Raw genomic sequence first — 22,689 nt, forward strand, 5'->3', positions numbered from 1 at the left:
TTTTTACATTAGAAGCCCGGCAAAATTCGGGCAGGGAAGAAGCATGAAACAGCAGGCGGGCATCGGTATTCTCCTGGCGCTGACAACAGCGATGTGCTGGGGAGCGTTGCCGATTGCAATGAAGCAGGTGCTGGAAGTGATGGAGCCGCCGACGGTGGTCTTCTATCGCTTTTTAATGGCGGGCATTGGTCTCGGTCTGATCCTGACCTGGAAACGAAAACTGCCGCCACTGCGTATTTTCCGCAAGCCTCGCTGGCTGCTGCTGCTGGCCATTGCCACCGGCGGGTTGTTTGGCAACTTCATATTGTTCAGCTCTTCTCTGCAGTATGTCAGCCCGACCGCGTCGCAGGTGATCGGTCAGCTCTCGCCCGTCGGTATGATGGTCGCCAGCGTCTTTATCCTCAAAGAGAAGATGCGTATCACGCAGGTGATTGGCGCGCTGATGCTGATAAGCGGTCTGGTGATGTTTTTTAACACCAGCCTGATTGAGATCTTCACCCGGCTGACGGATTACACCTGGGGCGTCATTTTCGGCGTCGGTGCGGCGACGGTGTGGGTAAGCTACGGCGTGGCGCAAAAAGTCCTTCTGCGTCGTCTGGCCTCCCAGCAGATCCTCTTTTTGCTGTACACTTTATGTACGCTTGCGCTGCTGCCACTGGCGAAACCCGCCGTGGTGTTCCAGCTGAGCGACTGGCAACTGGCCTGTCTGGTTTTTTGCGGGCTCAACACGCTGGTTGGCTACGGCGCGCTGGCGGAAGCGATGGCGCGCTGGCAGGCGGCGCAGGTAAGCGCGTTAATTACCTTAACGCCGCTGTTTACACTGTTTTTCTCAGATTTGTTATCAATGGCCTGGCCCGATGTTTTCGCCAGACCGATGTTAAACCTTGTCGGTTATCTCGGTGCGTTTGTCGTGGTTGCGGGCGCGATGTTTTCCGCTATTGGCCATCGTCTTTTGGGACGCAGGCGTAGTCGTGAAGTGGTCGTCACTGTGCCCCGCTCAGGCGAATGAGTTACGGAGAGTAAAATGAAGTTTGTAGATGAAGCTACGATTCTGGTCGTAGCGGGTGATGGCGGTAACGGCTGCGTAAGCTTCCGCCGCGAAAAGTATATCCCGAAAGGCGGCCCTGATGGCGGCGACGGTGGCGACGGTGGTGATGTCTGGCTGGAAGCGGACGAGAACCTGAATACCCTGATTGACTACCGTTTTGAAAAATCCTTCCGTGCAGAACGTGGGCAGAACGGCCAGAGCCGTGATTGCACCGGTAAACGCGGGAAAGATATTACGGTGAAAGTGCCGGTTGGTACGCGTGTGATCGACCAGGGCACCGGCGAAACCATGGGTGATATGACCAAACATGGTCAGCGCCTGATGGTCGCGAAAGGCGGCTGGCACGGTCTCGGCAACACCCGTTTCAAATCCTCGGTAAACCGTACTCCGCGTCAGAAGACAATGGGTACGCCGGGCGATAAGCGCGATCTGCAGCTGGAGCTAATGCTGCTGGCAGATGTCGGGATGCTGGGGATGCCGAACGCCGGTAAATCCACCTTTATCCGTGCGGTCTCCGCAGCGAAACCAAAAGTGGCGGATTATCCGTTTACCACGCTGGTCCCGAGCCTGGGCGTTGTTCGTATGGACAATGAGAAGAGCTTCGTGGTTGCCGATATTCCAGGGCTGATTGAGGGTGCGGCTGATGGCGCTGGCCTCGGTATCCGCTTCCTGAAACACCTTGAGCGCTGCCGCGTGCTGCTGCACCTCATCGACCTCGATCCGATCGACGGTTCCGATCCGGCAGAAAACGCCCGTATCATCGTCGGCGAACTGGAAAAATACAGCGAGAAGCTGGCTGCTAAGCCGCGCTGGCTGGTATTTAACAAGATCGACCTGATGGATAAAGAGGAAGCAGAAGCGAAAGCGAAAGCGATCGCCGAAGCGCTGGGCTGGGAAGATAAGTTCTACCTGATCTCTGCTGCCAGCCAGCAGGGCGTTAAAGACCTGTGCTGGGACGTGATGACCTTTATCATCGAAAACCCGATTGCGCAGGCGCAGGAAGAGCAGCAGCCGGAGAAAGTCGAGTTCATGTGGGATGATTATCATCGCCAGCAGCTCGAAGAGGCCGAAGCGTCTGAAGAAGATGACGAAGAGTGGGATGACGACTGGGATGAAGACGACGAAGAGGGCGTTGAGTTCATCTACAAACGTTAATCTCTGCTTCCTCCCCGCTTCGGCGGGGAGAAGAGATAAAAAAATGCCGGGTCAGCATGATGCTTCCCGGCATTTTTTATTAGTTGTTCTGATAGATATCTTTGTAGAGACGGCTTTCGAAACGCACCAGCGGAATACGGCGATTGCGCTGATCGGCGGGTTCAACCGCATATCCCGAAAGATACTGCACAAACGCCATTCGCTGACCGCTGGCGGTGGTAATAAACCCTGCCAGGTTGTAGACGCCCTGTAGCGAGCCCGTCTTCGCTGATACCTTACCGTCGACGCCCGCTTCATGCAGCCCTGCGCGGTATTGCAGCGAGCCGTCATAGCCTGCCAGCGGCAGCATCGAGATGAAGTTAAGCTCGGTATCATGCTGGGCGATATATTGCAGCACCTGCATCATGGTCGCCGGTGCGAGCAGGTTATGGCGCGAGAGGCCGGAACCATCAGCAATAATGGTGTTGCCCAGATCGACACCGGCCTGCTGGCGCAGGATCTGCCTGACCGCATCCGAACCCGCTCGCCAGGTGCCCGGCACGCCAAAGCGCGCATGGCCAATCATGCGAAAGACGGTATCCGCAATCATGTTGTCGGACTTCTTCAGCATGATCTTCAGCAGATCGTGTAGCGGCGCGGATTGTTTACTGGCAATAACGGTGCCGGGCTGATTGACCTGCGTCTGGCGCAGCAGCGTGCCGGTATAGGTAATGCCCGCCTGCGTTAGCTCCTGCTTGAGAATAGCCCCTGCATAGCTGGCACCATCCTGTATAGCGAAGGCGAGCGGCAACGGATCGGCGCGTTGAGGCAAACAGCCTGTTAACGTGAATCTGTTGAGATCGCCCGGCACTACATCCAGTTCGCAATATTGCGCTTCCGACGACCCGCGCGCCAGCGTGCGTACCTGGCTAAACATGTTCACCGGATAGTAAGAGGCGACCCGGATGTAGGCCAAATCACCCGCGTTTTGCGCGCTATACAGCGAAATCGAGAAACAGTTGCGATCGATGATGGCGGCGGCGGGCGGTGCGCTAAAGCACTGCGTCATATCGTTCCACGGCCAGCCCGGCGCTTTGTCATGACTGGCGAAAATCGAAGTATCGATGAGCACGTTGCCATCAATTTTTTGCACGCCTGATTTTTTAAGCGTTGCGACCATATTGCGAATATCCTGACGTTTTAGCGTCGGATCGCCACCAAATCGTGCAACTAAGTCGCCTTTTAGCGTACCGCCGTCGACAGAACCTTCGCTTTCCAGCGTGGTTGTAAAGCGAAAGTCCGGCCCCAGTTGTAAGAGTGCAGCCAGCGCGGTGATCACTTTCTGGGTGCTCGCCGGCAACGCCATCTGTTTGGCATGATAATCAATTTCGGGAGCCTCGGCGCCGACCTTCTGTACCATCAACGCCAGGTTGGCACCATCCGGAAGCTGGTTGATGTACTCGTCGACATTCGCGGCCTGAACATTCAGGGCTATACTGGTGGACAATCCGATGATAAAGCTGGGAAATCGCATAATCTCGCGCTAACAAGCTGGAAACAGGCCGACATACTACGGCGCATCGACCCGGAAAGTAAACGATGACCCACGGTGAACTTCCGGTTAAAATACGTATCAAATTGAAAAATTGCGCTGACCTGGGGCTTTGTCTCCGGGTCAGTTTTCTTTTGCTCCTGCCCGGCTGTTTACGCCTGAATGCGGGGAGGTAACGCTGACGGGGTGGGGGACTACTCCTAACAGGAATGTTTAAGAGGTATAACAAATGCAAGCTATTCCGATGACCCTACGTGGTGCAGAAAAACTGCGCGAAGAGCTGGAGTTTTTAAAAACCGTTCGTCGCCCTGAAATCATCGCCGCTATTGCGGACGCCCGCGAACATGGCGATCTCAAAGAGAACGCTGAATACCACGCCGCGCGTGAGCAGCAGGGCTTTTGTGAAGGCCGCATTAAAGATATCGAAGCGAAACTGTCGAATGCGCAGGTTATCGATATCTCCAAAATGCCAAAAAATGGCCGCGTCATTTTCGGTTCCACGGTCACCGTGCTGAACCTGGATAACGACGAAGAGCAGACTTACCGCATCGTTGGCGATGACGAAGCTGACTTTAAGCAGAATCTTATCTCGGTGAACTCGCCTATCGCACGAGGCCTGGTGGGGAAAGAGCAGGATGATGTGGTTGTCATTCGCACCCCTGGCGGCGAAGTGGAATATGAAATCATCAAGGTGGAATATCTTTGATTGCAGCGTCAGCGTTAATTGTTGACGGATTGTAAAGATAAGAAAAAGGCCGCATTGCGGCCTTTTATGAACTCCAGGAGCGTGGCATTTTGCTCATCTGCTGGCGGAAACCCCTCGTTTTACACTGATTTTGTGTTCAACTCAGGATATCCTTTAGCGCGGCAGCGAAATTTTACGCTCTGCGGTCGGGCGATAAAGCACCAGCGTTTTACCGATGACCTGGACATTACAGGCACCGGTTTCGCGAACGATAGCTTCCACGATCAAGGTCTTAGTTTCTCTCTCTTCAGAGGCGATCTTCACCTTGATAAGTTCATGGTGCACAAGCGCTTGTTCAATCTCGGCCAGTACCCCTTCGGTCAAACCATTGTTGCCAAGCATAACTACCGGCTTGAGCGGATGTGCCAGACCTTTCAGGTGCTGTTTTTGTTTAGTACTCAGATTCATCGTATATTTTGCTTACGTTGGGATTGAAAACGGGTCATTCTACCGCCATCTCCTCTGTATCGCCAAATTGCGCGTCGAAATTTCTCGGTGTCGCCGATGAAACCGGATGGAAAGTTAAATGACAGGTAAAAAGCGTTCTGCCAGTTCAAGCCGCTGGCTTCAGGAACACTTTAGCGATAAATATGTTCTTCAGGCGCAGAAAAAAGGGTTACGTTCCCGTGCCTGGTTTAAACTTGATGAAATACAGCAAAGTGACAAGATTTTTAAACCGGGGATGACCGTGGTTGACCTGGGTGCTGCACCCGGTGGATGGTCGCAATATGCGGTCACACAGATTGGTGGGAACGGGCGCATTATCGCGTGCGATCTTTTACCGATGGATCCAATCGTCGGCGTAGACTTCCTTCAGGGCGATTTTCGTGATGAATTAGTTCTGAAAGCGTTACTGGAACGTGTTGGTGACAGTAAAGTTCAGGTTGTCATGTCAGATATGGCGCCTAATATGAGCGGAACGCCAGCGGTTGATATTCCCCGCTCTATGTATCTGGTAGAGCTGGCGCTGGAGATGTGCCGCGATGTGTTAGCGCCAGGCGGTAATTTTTTAGTGAAAGTGTTCCAGGGCGAAGGTTTCGATGAGTACCTTACGGAAATTCGCTCCCTGTTTACGAAGGTTAAAGTGCGTAAACCGGACTCTTCGCGTGCTCGTTCGCGCGAAGTGTATATTGTAGCGACCGGGCGAAAATGATACCCCGTTGATTTCGGCCTTCGGTTTGAATGAAACGGGATATGTTGTATCCTGCCGCTGTTTTTAACACAGTTGTAATATGAGGTTAATCCCTTGAGTGACATGGCGAAAAACCTAATACTCTGGCTGGTCATTGCCGTCGTGCTGATGTCAGTATTCCAGAGCTTTGGGCCCAGCGAGTCAAATGGCCGTAAGGTGGATTACTCTACCTTCCTGCAAGAGGTCAACCAGGACCAGGTTCGCGAAGCGCGTATCAACGGACGTGAGATCAACGTTACCAAGAAAGATAGTAACCGTTACACGACTTACATCCCGGTCAACGATCCTAAACTGCTCGACAACCTGCTGACCAAAAACGTCAAGGTTGTGGGTGAACCACCTGAAGAGCCGAGCCTGCTCGGTAACATCTTCATCTCCTGGTTCCCGATGCTGTTGCTGATTGGGGTATGGATTTTCTTCATGCGCCAGATGCAGGGCGGCGGTGGCAAAGGCGCCATGTCGTTCGGTAAGAGCAAAGCGCGCATGCTGACTGAAGATCAGATCAAAACCACTTTTGCCGACGTCGCGGGCTGCGATGAAGCTAAAGAGGAAGTGGGCGAGCTGGTTGAATATCTGCGTGAGCCGAGCCGTTTCCAGAAACTGGGCGGTAAAATCCCGAAAGGCGTCCTGATGGTCGGTCCTCCGGGTACCGGTAAAACGCTGCTGGCGAAAGCAATCGCTGGCGAAGCGAAAGTGCCGTTCTTTACGATTTCCGGTTCTGACTTTGTTGAAATGTTTGTCGGCGTGGGCGCATCCCGCGTACGCGACATGTTTGAACAAGCCAAGAAAGCCGCACCGTGCATCATCTTTATCGATGAGATTGACGCCGTTGGCCGTCAGCGTGGCGCAGGTTTAGGCGGTGGTCACGATGAACGTGAGCAGACCCTGAACCAGATGCTGGTTGAGATGGATGGTTTCGAAGGCAATGAAGGCATTATCGTTATTGCTGCGACCAACCGTCCTGACGTACTGGACCCGGCGCTGCTGCGTCCAGGCCGTTTCGACCGTCAGGTTGTCGTTGGGCTGCCGGACGTTCGCGGTCGCGAGCAGATCCTGAAGGTCCATATGCGTCGTGTACCGCTGTCGCCGGATATTGACGCTGCGATCATCGCGCGTGGTACTCCGGGCTTCTCCGGTGCGGATCTGGCCAACCTGGTCAACGAAGCTGCGCTGTTTGCTGCGCGCGGTAACAAACGCGTTGTCTCGATGGTTGAGTTCGAAAAAGCGAAAGACAAAATCATGATGGGTGCGGAACGTCGCTCCATGGTGATGACGGAAGCGCAGAAAGAGTCTACCGCGTATCACGAGGCGGGCCATGCGATTATCGGTCGTCTGGTGCCGGAACACGATCCGGTACATAAAGTGACGATTATTCCGCGCGGTCGTGCGTTGGGCGTAACCTTCTTCCTGCCGGAAGGGGATGCGATTAGCGCCAGCCGTCAGAAGCTGGAGAGCCAGATCTCTACGCTCTATGGCGGTCGTCTCGCAGAAGAGATCATCTATGGTGTTGAGCATGTTTCTACCGGTGCGTCGAACGACATTAAAGTCGCGACCAACCTGGCACGTAACATGGTGACGCAGTGGGGCTTCTCGGACAAACTGGGTCCGCTGCTCTACGCCGAAGAAGAGGGCGAAGTGTTCCTCGGACGTTCCGTCGCGAAAGCGAAGCATATGTCTGATGAAACCGCGCGTATTATCGACCAGGAAGTGAAGGCGCTGATTGAACGTAACTACAATCGAGCGCGTCAGATCCTGAACGAGAACATGGATATTCTCCATGCGATGAAAGATGCTCTGATGAAATATGAGACCATCGACGCACCGCAGATTGATGACCTGATGTCTCGTCGTGATGTACGTCCGCCAGCGGGCTGGGAAGATCCAGGCGCGAATAACTCTGACAGTAACGGTACCCCACGTGCGCCGCGTCCGGTTGATGAACCGCGTACGCCGAACCCGGGCAATACCATGTCAGAGCAGTTTGGCGACAAATAAGCTTTCTGCAGTTGATGAACTGTCTGTAACGAAACCCTGGGGCCTGCTCCGGGGTTTTTCTTTTCTGTTCAACCGTAATACCTTCAGGGACTTCAGTCATGAAACTTCATGCCCAGGGCTCCACACTTGAGCTGTCTCATCCCCACGTGATGGGGATCCTCAACGTCACGCCGGACTCCTTTTCTGACGGCGGCAGCCACAACACGCTGATTGAGGCGGTCAAACACGCTAACCTGATGATTAACGCAGGGGCGACCATTGTGGATATCGGCGGTGAATCTACGCGGCCCGGTGCCGCTGAAGTGAGTGTTGAAGAGGAGCTGGCGCGCGTTATCCCGGTTGTGGAAGCGATAGCGCAGCGCTTTGAAGTGTGGATCTCGGTTGATACCTCGAAGCCTGAAGTGATCCGGGAAGCGGCACGGGCGGGCGCGCACATCATCAATGATATCCGCTCTTTGACGGAGCCCGGCGCGCTTGAAGCGGCGGCACAAACCGGATTGCCTGTCTGCCTGATGCATATGCAGGGTCAACCGAAGACGATGCAAGAAGCGCCAAAATATGAGGACGTCTTTGCCGACGTAAACCGCTTTTTTGTGGAGAATATTGCGCGCTGTGAACGTGCAGGGATCGCAAAAGAAAAATTGTTGCTCGACCCTGGGTTCGGTTTCGGTAAGAATCTCTCCCACAATTATGCGCTGCTTGCCCGATTAGGCGAGTTTCACCACTTCGGCTTGCCGTTGTTGGTAGGAATGTCGCGTAAAACGATGATCGGCCAGTTATTAAATGTCGGGCCCACTGAGCGGTTAAGCGGCAGCCTGGCATGTGCAGTGATTGCTGCAATGCAGGGTGCGCAGATTATTCGTGTCCATGATGTAAAAGAAACGGTAGAAGCTATGCGAGTGGTGGAAGCCACACTGTCAGCGAAGGAAAATAAACGCTATGAGTAATCGTAAATATTTTGGCACTGATGGCATTCGTGGCCGTGTTGGCGACGCACCTATCACTCCTGATTTCGTTCTGAAACTGGGCTGGGCGGCAGGCAAGGTGCTGGCCCGTCACGGCTCACGTAAAATTATTATCGGCAAAGATACCCGCATCTCGGGCTATATGCTGGAATCGGCACTGGAAGCCGGGCTGGCCGCAGCCGGTCTCTCTGCTTCCTTTACCGGTCCGATGCCGACCCCTGCTGTCGCTTACCTGACACGTACTTTCCGCGCGGAAGCGGGGATTGTGATTTCTGCTTCCCATAACCCGTTCTATGACAACGGGATCAAGTTCTTCTCCATTGACGGCACTAAACTGCCGGACGCGGTTGAAGAGGCGATTGAAGCGGAGATGGAGAAAGAGCTGACCTGTGTTGACTCTGCTGAATTGGGTAAAGCGAGCCGTATCGTCGATGCCGCAGGCCGTTATATTGAGTTCTGCAAAGCGACTTTCCCTAATGAGCTAAGCCTCAACAGCTTGAAGGTTGTGGTGGATTGTGCCAATGGCGCGACATACCACATTGCTCCGAATGTTTTCCGCGAACTGGGTGCTAAAGTTATTGCGATTGGCTGCGATCCGGATGGCGTCAACATCAATGAAAAATGTGGTGCGACGGATGTGCAAGCGCTGCAAGATCGTGTTCTGGCAGAAAAAGCGGATCTGGGCATCGCTTTTGACGGCGACGGCGATCGCGTGATCATGGTTGACCACGAAGGTAATAAAGTCGATGGCGACCAGATTATGTATATCATCGCGCGTGAAGGCCTGCGTCAGGGGCAGTTGCGCGGCGGTGCCGTCGGCACGCTGATGAGCAACATGGGCCTCGAACTGGCGCTTAAGCAACTGGGCATCCCGTTTGCGCGCGCAAAAGTGGGCGACCGCTACGTGCTGGAAAAAATGCAGGAGAAAGGGTGGCGCATCGGTGCGGAAAACTCAGGCCATGTGATCCTGCTGGATAAAACCACCACGGGTGACGGGATTGTTGCCGGGTTGCAGGTAGTCGCGGCAATGGTGCGTAACCATATGACGCTGCACGACCTTTGCAGCGGCATGAAAATGTTCCCGCAGGTTCTGGTGAATGTCCGCTTTACCGCTGGTAATGGCGATCCGCTGGAAGATGAGAATGTTAAAACCGTGATGGCAGAGGTTGAAGCGACGCTGGGGAACCGTGGTCGCGTGCTGTTGCGTAAGTCCGGCACTGAGCCATTAATCCGCGTGATGGTCGAAGGCGAAGATGAAGCGCAAGTTACCGCGCTGGCAAACCGCATCGCCGATGCGGTTAAAGCGGTTTAACGATCCGGTAAGTGGCTAAAAAGGCAGCTTTTGCTGCCTCTTTCTTCGCCATAATGCACGCTTTTGCTGTTTTTTTCCGCACTTGATAAAAAGCGTCAAAATTGCCCTTGCGAAGGTCATTCGCTTTGGTTAGTATTCACACCCGCTTCAGTGGGAAAGCATGAAACATCCCGCGTTATTGGTTTGAAGCATTGGCTGCGGCAACCCCGCAAGGAACAGGTTGATTATGTACGAAGCTCTTTTAGTAGTTTTCCTTATTGTGGCTCTGGCTCTTGTAGCTCTGATTATGCTGCAGCAAGGTAAAGGCGCTGACATGGGAGCCTCCTTTGGCGCTGGCGCGTCCGGTACGCTGTTCGGTTCAAGTGGTTCTGGTAACTTCATGACTCGTGCAACTGCTGTGCTGGCAACACTGTTCTTTATTATTAGCCTTGTGCTGGGCAACATTAACAGCAATAAAACCAATAAGGGAAGCGAGTGGGAAAACCTGAGCGCACCGGCCAAGAGTGAACAGACTCAGCCAGCAGCGCCGGCGAAGCCGACCAGCGATATCCCGCAGTAAGTTGTGAAGAAGTAAGTCGTGCCGAGGTGGTGGAATTGGTAGACACGCTACCTTGAGGTGGTAGTGCCCAATAGGGCTTACGGGTTCAAGTCCCGTCCTCGGTACCAATATTCCGAAAGAAAGACATCGAAAGATGTCTTTTTTTTCGTCTGTCGTTTGTGTGCCTGAAAAGTTTGGCTACTCAACCGACAATAAAAAAGCGCCCGCAGGCGCTTTTTGTGTTTCAGTGGCGGCGATTATTTCTTATCGCTGTGCTCCAGGTTTTCAACCTGCGGCAGGCCATTCCCTGACGTGGTGGAGATCAGGCCAGTCTGTACATAGTTGAACAGCTTGGCGCGAGTATCGGTGATGTCGAGGTTACGCATCGTCAGCTGACCAATACGATCGTCCGGTGAGAATACCGAGTCGCCTTTCTCCATGGTCAGACGCTCTGCCTGGTAGGTCAGATTGTCGGAAACCGTATTCAGAATTGAGTAGTCATTCCCGCGACGCAGCTCGAGCGTCACTTCGCCAGTAATAGCACTTGCCACCCAACGTTGCAGCGCATCACGCAGCATCAGCGCCTGCGGATCAAACCAGCGACCCTGATAGAGCAGGCGTCCAAGCTGACGACCGTGAGCATGATACTGCTCAATAGTGTCTTCGTTATGAATGCCGGTCAGCAGACGTTCGTAGGCGATATGCAGCAGCGCCATCCCCGGGGCTTCATAGATGCCGCGGCTTTTCGCTTCAATGATACGGTTTTCAATCTGATCGCTCATGCCCAGACCGTGACGGCCACCGATACGGTTGGCTTCCATCATCAGTTCGACATCGTCGCTGAAGGTTTTGCCATTCAGCGCGACAGGGTGGCCCTGTTCAAAACGTACGGTAACTTCCTCAGCCGGGATCTTCACGCTCTCATCCCAGAATTTCACGCCCATAATCGGGTTAACGATTTTGACGCTGGAGTTGAGGAACTCGAGATCCTTCGCTTCGTGGGTGGCACCCAGCATATTGGAGTCCGTCGAGTAGGCTTTTTCGGCCGACATTTTGTAGTCGAAGCCCGACGCGGTCATGAATTCGGACATTTCCTGACGGCCGCCCAGTTCGTCGATAAAGTCAGTATCGAGCCATGGTTTATAGATCTTCAGCTCAGCATTGGTCAGCAGGCCATAACGATAGAAACGTTCGATATCGTTGCCTTTATAGGTGCTGCCGTCACCCCAGATGTTGACGCCATCCTCTTTCATAGCCGCAACCAGCATGGTGCCGGTTACCGCACGACCGAGTGGGGTGGTATTGAAATAGGTTAAACCGCCGGTGGTGTTATGGAACGCCCCGCACTGAATAGCCGCGATGCCCTCAGCGACCAGCTGTTTACGACAATCGATCAGGCGAGCATTTTCCGCACCGTACTCTTTCGCGCGACGCGGGATCGCCTCATAGTCATCCTCGTCAGGCTGGCCCAGGTTGGCAGTATATGCATAAGGAACTGCGCCTTTCTGACGCATCCACAGCAGCGCTGCGCTGGTGTCCAGACCGCCTGAAAAAGCAATACCAATACGTTGACCTGCGGGAAGATGCTTGAGAATCGTTGTCATAAAAAAATCCCTGCTTGATAGACTGATGGTGAGAGACTTAACAGCCACGCCACGCTATTTACACCACTCATTCTTACTTCTTTAGTGAATGGTTATGCAAAATAAATGAGTTTTCATTTAATCATCTTTTGGCGCACACCGGAAGAGAGAAGCGCAATTTTCATTGTATAACTGAAAGAAAAAGCGGCATCTGTGCATAAAAACTCTCTTAATAATATGCAACAACGGCGAAGCACGTGATGCTATAGATGAGCGGTTGACACAACGCGATGTTTTTCAATATACTGCAAGCCGGTTTTACGTCCCGTCTTCGGTACCAAATCCCAGCATTATTTGCAAGTTGACGCTCAATCGAGTAAAATTTGCCACGTTTCAGGCGCGGGGTGGAGCAGCCTGGTAGCTCGTCGGGCTCATAACCCGAAGGTCGTCGGTTCAAATCCGGCCCCCGCAACCACTTTCCCTTAGTGTTCTTTTTCAAATATACTGTGAAGACTTAACGCCTTCTTTAGCGGGATTTGAAAAGAGTTCTTCCGGAAGGTTATCCAGGCCGCAGTTGCGGCTATAGGGTTCAGTTATTTAAAGCCCCGATTTATCGGGGTTTTTTGTTATCTGAGTACGAAATAACTGGGCTATATGCCCTTTTTTTATGTCTTGGGGGTGGACTTGTCCACATTAGAGCAAAAATTAACAGAGATGATTACGGCGCCGGTTGAAGCACTGGGCTACGAACTGGTCGGTATCGAATTTGTGCGTGGTCGCACATCTACGCTGCGCATCTATATTGATAGTGAAGATGGCATCAATGTTGATGATTGCGCTGATGTCAGCCACCAGGTCAGTGCGGTACTGGATGTCGAAGATCCCATTACCGTTGCGTATAACCTGGAAGTTTCCTCACCAGGTCTTGAGCGACCTTTGTTTACGGCTGAGCACTACGCGCGCTTTAAGGGCGACGAAGTTTCGCTGGTGCTGCGGATGGCGGTGCAGAACCGTCGTAAGTGGCAGGGCATCATTAAAGATGTCGATGGCGAAATGATCACCGTTACGGTCGAAGGTAAAGATGAAGTGTTCGCCTTGAGCAATATTCAAAAAGCGAACCTGGTCCCCCACTTTTAACAGTCTGGATTGAGGTGAAAGGCCCCCAATGAACAAAGAAATTTTGGCTGTTGTTGAAGCTGTTTCTAACGAAAAGTCGCTTCCGCGTGAAAAAATCTTTGAAGCGCTGGAAAGTGCTCTGGCTACAGCAACCAAGAAAAAATATGAGCAAGAGATTGATGTGCGTGTAAGCATCGATCGTAAAAGCGGTGATTTCGACACATTCCGTCGCTGGCTAATCGTTGAAGAAGTGACGCAGCCGACGCGTGAAATCACTCTCGAAGCGGCACGTTACGAAGATGAGAGCCTGAACCTCGACGATTACGTTGAAGATCAGATTGAATCCGTGACGTTTGACCGTATCACCACCCAAACCGCGAAGCAGGTTATCGTACAGAAAGTACGTGAAGCAGAGCGCGCAATGGTTGTCGATCAGTTCCGCGAACACGAAGGTGAAATCATCACCGGCGTGGTGAAAAAAGTGAACCGCGACAACATCACGCTGGATCTGGGCAGTAACGCTGAAGCCGTGATCCTGCGCGAAGATATGCTGCCGCGTGAAAACTTCCGTCCGGGCGACCGCATTCGCGGCGTGCTGTACGCAGTGCGCCCAGAAGCGCGCGGTGCGCAGCTGTTCGTTACGCGTTCCAAGCCGGAAATGCTGATCGAACTGTTCCGCATTGAAGTACCAGAAATCGGCGAAGAAGTTATCGAGATTAAAGCCGCAGCCCGCGATCCGGGTTCTCGCGCCAAAATTGCGGTGAAAACCAACGACAAGCGTATTGACCCGGTTGGGGCATGCGTTGGTATGCGTGGTGCCCGCGTTCAGGCCGTTTCTACCGAACTCGGCGGCGAACGTATCGATATCGTACTGTGGGACGACAACCCGGCCCAGTTCGTTATCAACGCAATGGCACCGGCTGATGTTGCTTCTATCGTGGTGGATGAAGATAAGCACACCATGGATATCGCTGTCGAAGCGGGCAACCTGGCGCAGGCGATTGGCCGTAACGGTCAGAACGTGCGTCTCGCGTCTCAGCTGAGCGGCTGGGAACTCAACGTTATGACCGTTGAAGATCTGCAGTCCAAGCATCAGGCTGAGGCTCACGCAGCGATTGATACCTTCACCCGTTATCTGGACATTGACGAAGATTTCGCCACTGTTCTGGTCGAAGAGGGTTTCTCAACGCTGGAAGAACTGGCCTATGTGCCAATCAAAGAGCTGCTGGAAATCGATGGCCTGGATGAAGACACCGTCGAAGCGCTGCGTGATCGTGCGAAAAGCGCACTGACTACTCTGGCGCTGGCGCAGGAAGAAAGCCTGGGGAATAAAGAACCGGCTGAAGACCTGCTGAACCTGGACGGTCTGGATCGTGCACTGGCTTTCAAACTGGCTGCTCGTGGTGTTTGTACGCTGGAAGACCTCGCTGAGCAAGGTGTGGATGACCTGAGCGATATCGAAGGGTTAACTGCCGACAAAGCCGGTGAGCTCATCATGGCCGCGCGTAATATTTGCTGGTTTGGTGACGAAGCGTAATAAACTGTAGCAGGAAGGAACAGCATGACAGATGTAACCGTAAAAACGCTGGCCGCTGAGATTCAAACCTCTGTGGACCGCCTGGTACAGCAATTTGCTGATGCAGGGATCCGCAAGTCTGCTGATGATTCAGTGACGGCGCAGGAAAAACAGACGCTGTTAGCGCATCTGAACCGTGAACACGGTTCTGCGCCTGATAAGCTGACGTTGCAGCGCAAAACGCGCAGCACATTAAATATTCAGGGCACCGGTGGGAAAAGTAAATCGGTGCAGATCGAAGTCCGTAAAAAGCGCACCTTTGTAAAACGCGATCCACAAGAGGCTGAACGTCTCGCTGCGGAAGAAGAGGCGATGCGTGAAGCGGAGGAGAAGGCCCGTCGTGAAGCAGAGGAAGCCGCTGAGCGAGAAGCCGAGGAAAAAGCCAAGCGTGAAGCCGAAGTGCGTCTGAAACGTGAAGCTGAAGAAAAAGCTAAACGTGAAAATGCCGAAAGCACGAAACGCGAAGCTGCGGAAAATAGCAAAGTGAGCAACCATCAAACTGACGAAGTGACCAGGGCAGCCCAGACGGAAAAAGCCCGTCGTGAATCCGAAGCGCAGGAACTTAAGCGTAAAGCGGAAGAAGAGGCTCGTCGTAAACTGGAAGAAAATGCACGTCGCGTAGCGGAAGAAGCCCGTCGAATGGCAGAACAGAACGAAGCAACCTGGACGGCAACGCCAGGCGAAGAAGAAGAGACGACCGGCGATTATCACGTCACCACCTCCCAGCATGCACGTCAGGCTGAAGATGATAACGATCGTGAAGTCGAAGGTGGCCGCGGCCGTACCCGTACCGCTAAAGCCCCGCGTCCGAAGAAAGGCAACAAGCACTCTGAAAGCAAAGCTGACCGTGAAGAAGCGCGTGCCGCGGTTCGCGGTGGTAAAGGCGGCCGTCAGCGTAAAGGTTCTGCACTGCAGCAGGGCTTCAATAAACCGGCCCAGGCCGTTAACCGTGACGTTGTGATCGGTGAAACCCTGACCGTCGGCGAGCTGGCTAACAAAATGGCAGTTAAAGGCTCTCAGGTCATCAAAGCGATGATGAAACTGGGCGCGATGGCAACCATCAACCAGGTCATCGACCAGGAAACCGCACAGCTGGTTGCGGAAGAGATGGGCCACAAAGTTATCCTGCGTCGTGAAAACGAGCTGGAAGAAGCGGTAATGAGTGACCGTGACACAGGGGCAGCGGTTGAACCGCGCGCGCCGGTTGTGACCATTATGGGTCACGTTGACCACGGTAAAACCTCGCTGCTGGACTACATTCGTTCAACGAAAGTGGCATCCGCTGAAGCGGGCGGCATTACCCAGCACATCGGTGCTTACCACGTCGAAACCGACAACGGCATGATCACCTTCCTGGATACCCCAGGCCACGCCGCGTTTACCGCAATGCGTGCCCGTGGTGCTCAGGCAACGGATATCGTTGTTCTGGTTGTCGCAGCAGACGATGGCGTGATGCCGCAGACTATCGAAGCTATTCAGCACGCGAAAGCGGCGAAAGTGCCGGTAGTTGTTGCAGTGAACAAAATCGATAAGCCGGAAGCCGATCCGGATCGCGTTAAAAACGAACTCTCTCAGTACGGGATCATTCCGGAAGAGTGGGGCGGCGAAAGCCAGTTCGTACACGTCTCCGCGAAAGCCGGTACCGGTATCGACGACCTGCTGGATGCAATCCTGCTGCAGGCCGAAGTTCTGGAACTGCACGCTGTCCGTAACGGCATGGCGAGCGGTGTTGTTATCGAATCCTTCCTTGATAAAGGTCGTGGTCCGGTAGCTTCCGTCCTGGTGCGTGAAGGTACGCTGCATAAAGGCGACATCGTACTCTGCGGCTTCGAATATGGCCGTGTCCGTGCGATGCGTGACGAGCTGGGTCGTGAAGTGACCGAAGCGGGTCCGTCCATTCCGGTAGAAATCCTTGGCCTCTCCGGTGTTCCGGCGGCGGGTGATGAAGCTACCGTGGTACGTGACGAGAAGAAAGCGCGTGAAGTTGCGCTCTATCGTCAGGGCAAATTCCGCGAAGTTAAACTGGCTCGCCAGCAGAAATCTAAGCTGGAGAACATGTTTGCTAACATGACCGAAGGCGAAGTGCACGAAGTGAACATCGTGCTGAAAGCTGACGTTCAGGGCTCCGTGGAAGCGATCTCCGACTCGCTGCTGAAACTCTCTACTGAAGAAGTGAAAGTGAAGATTGTTGGCTCTGGCGTAGGTGGTATCACCGAAACCGACGCCACGCTTGCAGCTGCGTCCAACGCTATCCTGGTTGGCTTCAACGTTCGTGCCGATGCCTCTGCGCGTCGCGTGATCGAAGCGGAAGGTCTGGATCTGCGTTACTACTCCGTCATCTATAACCTGATCGACGAAGTGAAAGCGGCGATGAGCGGTATGCTCTCACCTGAGCTGAAACAGCAGATCATCGGTCTGGCTGAAGTGCGCGATGTGTTCAAATCGCCGAAATTCGGCGCGGTTGCTGGCTGTATGGTTACCGAAGGCGTCGTCAAACGTCACAACCCGATCCGCGTCCTGCGCGACAACGTGGTTATCTACGAAGGCGAGCTGGAATCCCTGCGCCGCTTCAAAGATGACGTTAACGAAGTCCGTAACGGCATGGAGTGTGGTATCGGCGTTAAGAACTACAATGACGTACGTACCGGCGATATGATCGAAGTCTTCGAAATTATCGAAATCAAGCGCTCTATCGAATAATCGACGCATTAGCGCAACGTAGGCCGGGAGCAAAGCGCCACCCGGCAAGAGATATCTAAAGGGGCTACGGCCCCTTTTTAGTCTGGAGAAGTAATATGGCGAAAGAATTTGGTCGCCCGCAGCGCGTCGCTCAGGAGTTGCAAAAAGAGATTGCCACTATCCTGCAGCGTGAAATCAAAGATCCGCGCCTGGGCATGATGACCACCGTATCCGGTGTCGAAGTCTCCCGCGATCTGGCGTATGCCAAAGTGTTCGTGACCTTCCTGAATGACAAAGATGAAGAGTCGATCAAAGCGGGCATTAAAGCCCTGCATGACGCTTCCGGTTTTATCCGCTCCCTGCTGGGGAAAGCGATGCGTCTGCGTATCGTGCCGGAACTGACATTCTTCTACGACAACTCGCTGGTTGAAGGGATGCGCATGTCCAACCTGGTCACCAGCGTGGTGAAGCACGATGATGAACGTCGTGTGAACCCGGACGACAGCAAGGAGGACTGATGAGTCGTCCTCGTCGTCGCGGTCGCGACGTGCATGGCGTACTGCTGCTGGATAAGCAGCAGGGCGCATCAAGCAATGATGTCCTGCAGAAAGTAAAGCGCCTCTATAACGCCAACCGTGCGGGTCATACCGGCGCGCTGGATCCGCTGGCAACCGGCATGCTGCCGATCTGCCTCGGTGAGGCGACAAAATTTTCTCAGTATCTGCTCGATTCCGATAAGCGCTACCGGGTAATTGCCCGCCTTGGTCAACGCACTGATACATCGGATGCCGATGGCCAGGTCGTTGAAGAGCGCCCGGTGACCTTTACCGCCGCAGAGCTGGCGAGCGCACTGGAGAGCTTTCGCGGTAACACGCAGCAAATCCCGTCGATGTACTCGGCCCTGAAGTACCAGGGTAAGAAGCTTTACGAGTATGCGCGTCAGGGTATTGAAGTGCCGCGTGAAGCGCGCCCGATTACCGTGTATGAACTGCTGTTTATCCGCCATGAAGGGGATGAGCTGGAGCTGGAAATCCACTGCTCAAAAGGGACTTACATTCGCACCATCATTGACGATCTGGGCGAAAAGCTGGGCTGTGGCGCGCATGTTATCTATTTGCGTCGTCTGGCGGTAAGCCGCTACCCGATTGAGCGAATGGTGACGCTTGAGCAGTTGCAGGCGTTAGTCCAGCAGGCCGAGCAGCAGGAAATTCCTGCGGCAGAGCTGCTCGATCCGCTGTTGATGCCGATGGATAGCCCGGCGTCTGATTTCCCTGTTGTCAACATCCCCACCGTGGTTGCTGCCTATTTCAAAAACGGCCAGCCGGTGCGCGCTTCCACTACGCCGGCCGAAGGGCTGGTCCGCGTGACGGAAGGCGAAGAGGGCAAGTTTATCGGCATGGGCGAAATTGATGATCAGGGGCGAGTTGCGCCGCGTCGTCTGGTTGTTGAGTATCCTGCTGACTGACGGGCTTACCTTGCGGGAATGCCCGACTACGAGTAGAATATTGCCGCTTAACGCCGGGCTATGTATTTAACATACCCGGCGTTAAACCTGGGGGAGCTGAATTAGAGATCGGCACCCTGTCATTCTTATATCACTGGAGTTGAAAATGTCTCTAAGCGTTGAAGCTAAAGCAAAAATCGTTTCCGAGTTTGGTCGTGGTTCTAACGACAGCGGTTCTACCGAAGTTCAGGTTGCACTGCTGACTGCTCAGATTAACCACCTGCAGGGTCACTTTGCAGAGCACAAAAAAGATCACCACAGCCGTCGTGGTCTGCTGCGTATGGTTTCTCAGCGTCGTAAACTGCTCGACTATCTGAAACGTAAAGACGTTGCACGCTACACCGCGCTGATCGAGCGTCTGGGTCTGCGTCGCTAAGTCTGGCGAGTTTCAAGAAGGGGCCTTTACGGCCCCTTTTTTCAACCAGGCGGCAGCAATTGGCACTAAACTGATGTATTGTTGCCAGGTATGATCTTCATTGCAGAGGTTCGCGCGGCTAATGAGAGGCTTTATCCGCAATGGGCGGGTTAAGGTTGTCATTAGTCGCGAGGATGCAAGAAGGTCCGGTTTAATTATCAGCACGCCCTGGGTGTGCTGATGTTCATTAAGAAAGGATAGAATTTTGCTGAATCCGATCATTCGTAAATTCCAATATGGTCAACACACCGTCACGCTGGAAACCGGCATGATGGCCCGTCAGGCAACTGCTGCCGTGATGGTAAGCATGGACGACACCGCGGTATTCGTTACCGTTGTTGGCCAGAAAAAAGCAAAACCGGGTCAGGACTTTTTCCCACTGACCGTCAACTACCAGGAGCGTACTTACGCTGCCGGTAAAATCCCGGGTGGCTTCTTCCGTCGTGAAGGCCGTCCAAGCGAAGGCGAAACCCTGATCGCGCGTCTGATTGACCGCCCGGTTCGCCCGCTGTTCCCGGAAGGTTTCGTCAACGAAGTCCAGGTTATCGCGACCGTGGTTTCCGTTAACCCGCAGGTTAACCCGGATATCGTGGCGATGATTGGTGCTTCTGCTGCACTTTCTCTCTCTGGTATTCCGTTCAACGGCCCGATCGGCTCTGCGCGCGTTGGTTACATCAACGACCAGTATGTTCTGAACCCGACTCAGGAAGAGCTGAAATCCAGCAAACTGGATCTGGTTGTTGCCGGTACCGAAGCTGCTGTGCTGATGGTTGAATCCGAAGCAGAACTGCTGAGCGAAGATCAGATGCTGGGCGCGGTCGTTTATGGCCACGAGCAGCAGCAGATTGTTATTCAGAACATCAACGATCTGGTGAAAGAAGCGGGTAAACCGCGCTGGGACTGGCAGCCGGAAGTGGTCGACGAAGCGCTGAACGCGCGCGTTGCAGCGTTGGCAGAATCTCGTCTGAGCGATGCTTACCGCATCACCGACAAACAGGAGCGTTACGCTCAGGTTGACGTGATCAAATCTGAAACCATCGCGACGCTGGTTGCAGAAGATGAGTCCCTGGACGCTAACGAGCTGGGCGAAATCCTGCACGCTATCGAGAAAAACGTTGTTCGTAGCCGCGTACTGGCAGGCGAACCGCGTATCGATGGCCGCGAAAAAGATATGATCCGTGGTCTGGACGTTCGTACCGGCGTTCTGCCGCGTACTCACGGCTCCGCACTCTTTACCCGTGGTGAAACGCAGGCGCTGGTAACAGCAACCCTGGGTACCGCACGTGACGCGCAGAACATCGACGAACTGATGGGCGAGCGCACTGACAGCTTCCTGTTCCACTACAACTTCCCTCCGTACTCCGTAGGTGAGACTGGTATGGTCGGTTCGCCGAAGCGCCGTGAAATTGGTCACGGTCGTCTGGCGAAACGCGGCGTGCTGGCTGTTATGCCGGAAGCTGATAAATTCCCGTACACCGTGCGTGTGGTTTCTGAAATCACCGAATCCAACGGTTCTTCTTCCATGGCTTCCGTGTGCGGCGCATCGCTGGCACTGATGGATGCAGGCGTACCGGTGAAAGCCGCAGTTGCCGGTATCGCAATGGGCCTGGTGAAAGAGGGCGATAACTTTGTCGTTCTGTCTGACATCCTCGGCGATGAAGATCACCTGGGCGACATGGACTTTAAAGTGGCCGGTTCCCGCGACGGTATCTCTGCGCTGCAGATGGATATCAAAATCGAAGGCATCACCAAAGAGATCATGCAGGTTGCGCTGAACCAGGCGAAAGGTGCACGTCTGCATATCCTCGGCGTGATGGAGCAGGCGATTAACGCGCCGCGTGGTGATATCTCTGAGTTCGCACCGCGTATCCACACCATCAAGATCAACCCGGACAAGATCAAAGACGTTATCGGTAAAGGCGGCTCCGTTATCCGTGCCCTGACCGAAGAGACCGGCACGACCATCGAAATCGAAGATGACGGTACCGTGAAAATCGCGGCAACCGACGGCGACAAAGCGAAATTCGCGATTCGTCGTATCGAAGAGATCACCGCAGAGATCGAAGTGGGCCGTATCTACAACGGTAAAGTCACCCGTATCGTCGACTTTGGTGCGTTTGTTGCCATCGGTGGCGGTAAAGAGGGCCTGGTGCACATTTCTCAGATCGCCGATAAGCGCGTAGAGAAAGTGACCGACTACCTGCAGATGGGTCAGGAAGTACCGGTGAAAGTTCTGGAAGTTGACCGCCAGGGCCGTATTCGTCTAAGCATTAAAGAAGCAACTGAACAAACTCAGCCTGTTGAAGCGTCAGAAGCGCCGCAAGCAGAACTGGGCGAGTAAGGTTTGCCTTTGCCCTCCGCGCAGGCGGAGGGCTTATTCTCAGGCAGGACGCCATGTTTGCAGCCGGGGGACAGGACGTTCATCCAATTGTTGTCTTCGGGAGTAGGAAATGAAGCCTTTTTTGCGCTGGTGTTTCGTTGCGACAGCTCTAACGCTGGCAGGATGCAGCAACTCTGCCTGGCGTAAGAGCGAAGTCCTCGCGGTGCCATTGCAACCGACTTTGCAGCAAGAAGTGATTCTGGCACGCATGGAACAAATTCTTGCCAGTCGGGCTTTATCCGATGATGAACGCGCACAGCTTTTATATGAGCGCGGAGTATTGTATGATAGTCTCGGTTTGAGGGCGTTGGCGCGGAATGATTTTTCACAAGCGCTGGCCATCCGACCCGATATGCCTGAAGTATTCAATTACTTAGGCATTTATTTAACGCAGGCAGGCAATTTTGATGCTGCCTATGAAGCGTTTGATTCTGTACTTGAGCTTGATCCAACTTACAACTACGCGCACTTAAACCGCGGCATCGCTCTGCACTATGGCGGTCGTGATAAGTTAGCGCAAGATGATCTGCTGGCGTTTTATCAAGACGATCCTAATGATCCTTTCCGTAGCCTGTGGCTTTACATCGTTGAGCGGAAGCTCGATGAGCACAAGGCGAAAGAAGCACTGAAACAGCGCTTCGAAAAATCGGACAAGGAGCAATGGGGATGGAATATTGTCGAGTTCTACCTCGGTGACATTAGCGAATCTGAGCTAATGGATCGCCTGAAGGCGGACGCAACGGATAACACCTCGCTCGCTGAGCATCTCAGTGAAACCAACTTCTATTTAGGTAAGTACTACCTAAGTCTGGGGGATAAGGACAGCGCTACGGCACTGTTCAAATTAGCGGTTGCTAACAACGTCCACAACTTCGTTGAGCACCGTTATGCATTGTTGGAATTATCGCTCTTGGGCCAGGAGCAAGACGACCTGGCAGAATCGGACCAGCAATAG

The 22,689-nt window shown here is 53.6% G+C and carries 19 protein-coding genes and 2 tRNA genes; 18 read left to right on the plus strand and 3 right to left on the minus strand.

Translation table 11 applies throughout. The features are described 5' to 3' along the window. The first annotated feature begins 43 nt into the window (after nt 1-43). Both IAE48_RS14740 and cgtA read left to right on the plus strand, forming a co-directional pair. On the plus strand, nt 44-1,009 hold the full coding sequence (locus tag IAE48_RS14740; RefSeq protein ID WP_023480720.1) for a DMT family transporter: 966 nt from the start codon (nt 44-46) through the stop codon (nt 1,007-1,009). 15 nt (nt 1,010-1,024) lie between these two features. Continuing rightward, nucleotides 1,025-2,203, plus strand: a complete 1,179-nt coding sequence (gene cgtA, locus IAE48_RS14745) for an Obg family GTPase CgtA (RefSeq protein WP_200134826.1) — start codon at nt 1,025-1,027, stop codon at nt 2,201-2,203. A gap of 79 nt (nt 2,204-2,282) precedes the next feature. Here cgtA and dacB read toward each other — a convergent pair whose 3' ends face one another. After that, complete coding sequence (dacB, locus tag IAE48_RS14750; protein WP_200134827.1) at nt 2,283-3,716, minus strand: serine-type D-Ala-D-Ala carboxypeptidase; 1,434 nt, start codon at nt 3,714-3,716, stop codon at nt 2,283-2,285. Between the two features lie 247 nt (nt 3,717-3,963). Between dacB and greA the strand changes: the two genes are divergently transcribed. Continuing rightward, nucleotides 3,964-4,440: a transcription elongation factor GreA gene (gene greA / locus IAE48_RS14755; RefSeq protein ID WP_023480955.1), complete on the plus strand. Its 477-nt coding sequence runs from the start codon at nt 3,964-3,966 to the stop codon at nt 4,438-4,440. A gap of 153 nt (nt 4,441-4,593) precedes the next feature. Here greA and yhbY read toward each other — a convergent pair whose 3' ends face one another. After that, nucleotides 4,594-4,887, minus strand: coding sequence for a ribosome assembly RNA-binding protein YhbY (gene yhbY / locus IAE48_RS14760; RefSeq protein WP_042712846.1), 294 nt, complete (start codon nt 4,885-4,887; stop codon nt 4,594-4,596). Between the two features lie 118 nt (nt 4,888-5,005). Between yhbY and rlmE the strand changes: the two genes are divergently transcribed. The 6 genes from rlmE to IAE48_RS14790 all read left to right on the plus strand — a co-directional run bounded on the left by rlmE (nt 5,006) and on the right by IAE48_RS14790 (nt 10,609). Beyond that, a complete protein-coding gene (rlmE, locus tag IAE48_RS14765) occupies nt 5,006-5,632 on the plus strand; it encodes a 23S rRNA (uridine(2552)-2'-O)-methyltransferase RlmE (protein WP_094422249.1) in 627 nt (208 codons plus the stop codon). Between the two features lie 102 nt (nt 5,633-5,734). Further along, nucleotides 5,735-7,666, plus strand: a complete 1,932-nt coding sequence (gene ftsH / locus IAE48_RS14770) for an ATP-dependent zinc metalloprotease FtsH (RefSeq protein WP_054802973.1) — start codon at nt 5,735-5,737, stop codon at nt 7,664-7,666. A gap of 98 nt (nt 7,667-7,764) precedes the next feature. Continuing rightward, nucleotides 7,765-8,613 carry a dihydropteroate synthase gene (gene folP, locus IAE48_RS14775; RefSeq protein WP_128482035.1) on the plus strand — a complete coding sequence of 283 codons (849 nt, stop codon included), beginning with the start codon at nt 7,765-7,767 and terminating at the stop codon, nt 8,611-8,613. Continuing rightward, nucleotides 8,606-9,943, plus strand: coding sequence for a phosphoglucosamine mutase (gene glmM / locus IAE48_RS14780; protein WP_200134828.1), 1,338 nt, complete (start codon nt 8,606-8,608; stop codon nt 9,941-9,943). The genes folP and glmM overlap by 8 nt, the downstream gene beginning before the upstream one ends. A gap of 226 nt (nt 9,944-10,169) precedes the next feature. Further along, nucleotides 10,170-10,502: a preprotein translocase subunit SecG gene (gene secG, locus IAE48_RS14785; RefSeq protein WP_054802976.1), complete on the plus strand. Its 333-nt coding sequence runs from the start codon at nt 10,170-10,172 to the stop codon at nt 10,500-10,502. 20 nt (nt 10,503-10,522) lie between these two features. Then, nucleotides 10,523-10,609, plus strand: a tRNA-Leu gene (locus IAE48_RS14790). A gap of 129 nt (nt 10,610-10,738) precedes the next feature. On the opposite strand, the gene argG is transcribed toward IAE48_RS14790, so the two are convergent. Then, nucleotides 10,739-12,085, minus strand: coding sequence for an argininosuccinate synthase (gene argG, locus IAE48_RS14795; RefSeq protein WP_200134829.1), 1,347 nt, complete (start codon nt 12,083-12,085; stop codon nt 10,739-10,741). Between the two features lie 377 nt (nt 12,086-12,462). Between argG and IAE48_RS14800 the strand changes: the two genes are divergently transcribed. From IAE48_RS14800 to nlpI, 9 genes are all read left to right on the plus strand, one after another. Beyond that, nucleotides 12,463-12,539, plus strand: a tRNA-Met gene (locus IAE48_RS14800). Nucleotides 12,540-12,748: 209 nt separating this feature from the next. Further along, nucleotides 12,749-13,201, plus strand: coding sequence for a ribosome maturation factor RimP (rimP, locus tag IAE48_RS14805; protein WP_017457352.1), 453 nt, complete (start codon nt 12,749-12,751; stop codon nt 13,199-13,201). A 28-nt stretch (nt 13,202-13,229) separates the two neighbouring features. Next, the gene (gene nusA / locus IAE48_RS14810) at nt 13,230-14,717 is read left to right on the plus strand and encodes a transcription termination factor NusA (protein ID WP_023480893.1); all 1,488 of its coding nucleotides are present in this window, start codon (nt 13,230-13,232) and stop codon (nt 14,715-14,717) included. 24 nt (nt 14,718-14,741) lie between these two features. Continuing rightward, nucleotides 14,742-17,456 carry a translation initiation factor IF-2 gene (gene infB, locus IAE48_RS14815; protein WP_023480825.1) on the plus strand — a complete coding sequence of 905 codons (2,715 nt, stop codon included), beginning with the start codon at nt 14,742-14,744 and terminating at the stop codon, nt 17,454-17,456. A 95-nt stretch (nt 17,457-17,551) separates the two neighbouring features. Then, entirely contained in the window at nt 17,552-17,953 is a 402-nt protein-coding gene (gene rbfA / locus IAE48_RS14820) for a 30S ribosome-binding factor RbfA (protein WP_023480926.1), read from the plus strand. Next, the gene (truB, locus tag IAE48_RS14825) at nt 17,953-18,900 is read left to right on the plus strand and encodes a tRNA pseudouridine(55) synthase TruB (RefSeq protein WP_200134830.1); all 948 of its coding nucleotides are present in this window, start codon (nt 17,953-17,955) and stop codon (nt 18,898-18,900) included. The genes rbfA and truB overlap by 1 nt, the downstream gene beginning before the upstream one ends. A 145-nt stretch (nt 18,901-19,045) precedes the next feature. Beyond that, the gene (gene rpsO, locus IAE48_RS14830) at nt 19,046-19,315 is read left to right on the plus strand and encodes a 30S ribosomal protein S15 (RefSeq protein WP_017457357.1); all 270 of its coding nucleotides are present in this window, start codon (nt 19,046-19,048) and stop codon (nt 19,313-19,315) included. A 244-nt stretch (nt 19,316-19,559) separates the two neighbouring features. Continuing rightward, nucleotides 19,560-21,695 (plus strand): polyribonucleotide nucleotidyltransferase, encoded by a 2,136-nt coding sequence (gene pnp / locus IAE48_RS14835; RefSeq protein WP_094422237.1) that lies wholly within the window; start codon nt 19,560-19,562, stop codon nt 21,693-21,695. 109 nt (nt 21,696-21,804) lie between these two features. Further along, a complete protein-coding gene (gene nlpI, locus IAE48_RS14840) occupies nt 21,805-22,689 on the plus strand; it encodes a lipoprotein NlpI (protein WP_023481039.1) in 885 nt (294 codons plus the stop codon).

The sequence above is a fragment of the Kosakonia sp. S57 genome (assembly GCF_016516575.1).
Taxonomy (GTDB): domain Bacteria; phylum Pseudomonadota; class Gammaproteobacteria; order Enterobacterales; family Enterobacteriaceae; genus Kosakonia; species Kosakonia cowanii.

Coding starts and splice junctions, on each gene's coding strand:
- IAE48_RS14740 (WP_023480720.1), top strand. CDS start 44: ATGAAACAGCAGGCGGGCATCGGTATTCTCCTGGCGCTGACAACAGCG.
- cgtA (WP_200134826.1), top strand. CDS start 1,025: ATGAAGTTTGTAGATGAAGCTACGATTCTGGTCGTAGCGGGTGATGGC.
- dacB (WP_200134827.1), bottom strand. CDS start 3,716: ATGCGATTTCCCAGCTTTATCATCGGATTGTCCACCAGTATAGCCCTG.
- greA (WP_023480955.1), top strand. CDS start 3,964: ATGCAAGCTATTCCGATGACCCTACGTGGTGCAGAAAAACTGCGCGAA.
- yhbY (WP_042712846.1), bottom strand. CDS start 4,887: ATGAATCTGAGTACTAAACAAAAACAGCACCTGAAAGGTCTGGCACAT.
- rlmE (WP_094422249.1), top strand. CDS start 5,006: ATGACAGGTAAAAAGCGTTCTGCCAGTTCAAGCCGCTGGCTTCAGGAA.
- ftsH (WP_054802973.1), top strand. CDS start 5,735: ATGGCGAAAAACCTAATACTCTGGCTGGTCATTGCCGTCGTGCTGATG.
- folP (WP_128482035.1), top strand. CDS start 7,765: ATGAAACTTCATGCCCAGGGCTCCACACTTGAGCTGTCTCATCCCCAC.
- glmM (WP_200134828.1), top strand. CDS start 8,606: ATGAGTAATCGTAAATATTTTGGCACTGATGGCATTCGTGGCCGTGTT.
- secG (WP_054802976.1), top strand. CDS start 10,170: ATGTACGAAGCTCTTTTAGTAGTTTTCCTTATTGTGGCTCTGGCTCTT.
- argG (WP_200134829.1), bottom strand. CDS start 12,085: ATGACAACGATTCTCAAGCATCTTCCCGCAGGTCAACGTATTGGTATT.
- nusA (WP_023480893.1), top strand. CDS start 13,230: ATGAACAAAGAAATTTTGGCTGTTGTTGAAGCTGTTTCTAACGAAAAG.
- infB (WP_023480825.1), top strand. CDS start 14,742: ATGACAGATGTAACCGTAAAAACGCTGGCCGCTGAGATTCAAACCTCT.
- rbfA (WP_023480926.1), top strand. CDS start 17,552: ATGGCGAAAGAATTTGGTCGCCCGCAGCGCGTCGCTCAGGAGTTGCAA.
- truB (WP_200134830.1), top strand. CDS start 17,953: ATGAGTCGTCCTCGTCGTCGCGGTCGCGACGTGCATGGCGTACTGCTG.
- rpsO (WP_017457357.1), top strand. CDS start 19,046: ATGTCTCTAAGCGTTGAAGCTAAAGCAAAAATCGTTTCCGAGTTTGGT.
- nlpI (WP_023481039.1), top strand. CDS start 21,805: ATGAAGCCTTTTTTGCGCTGGTGTTTCGTTGCGACAGCTCTAACGCTG.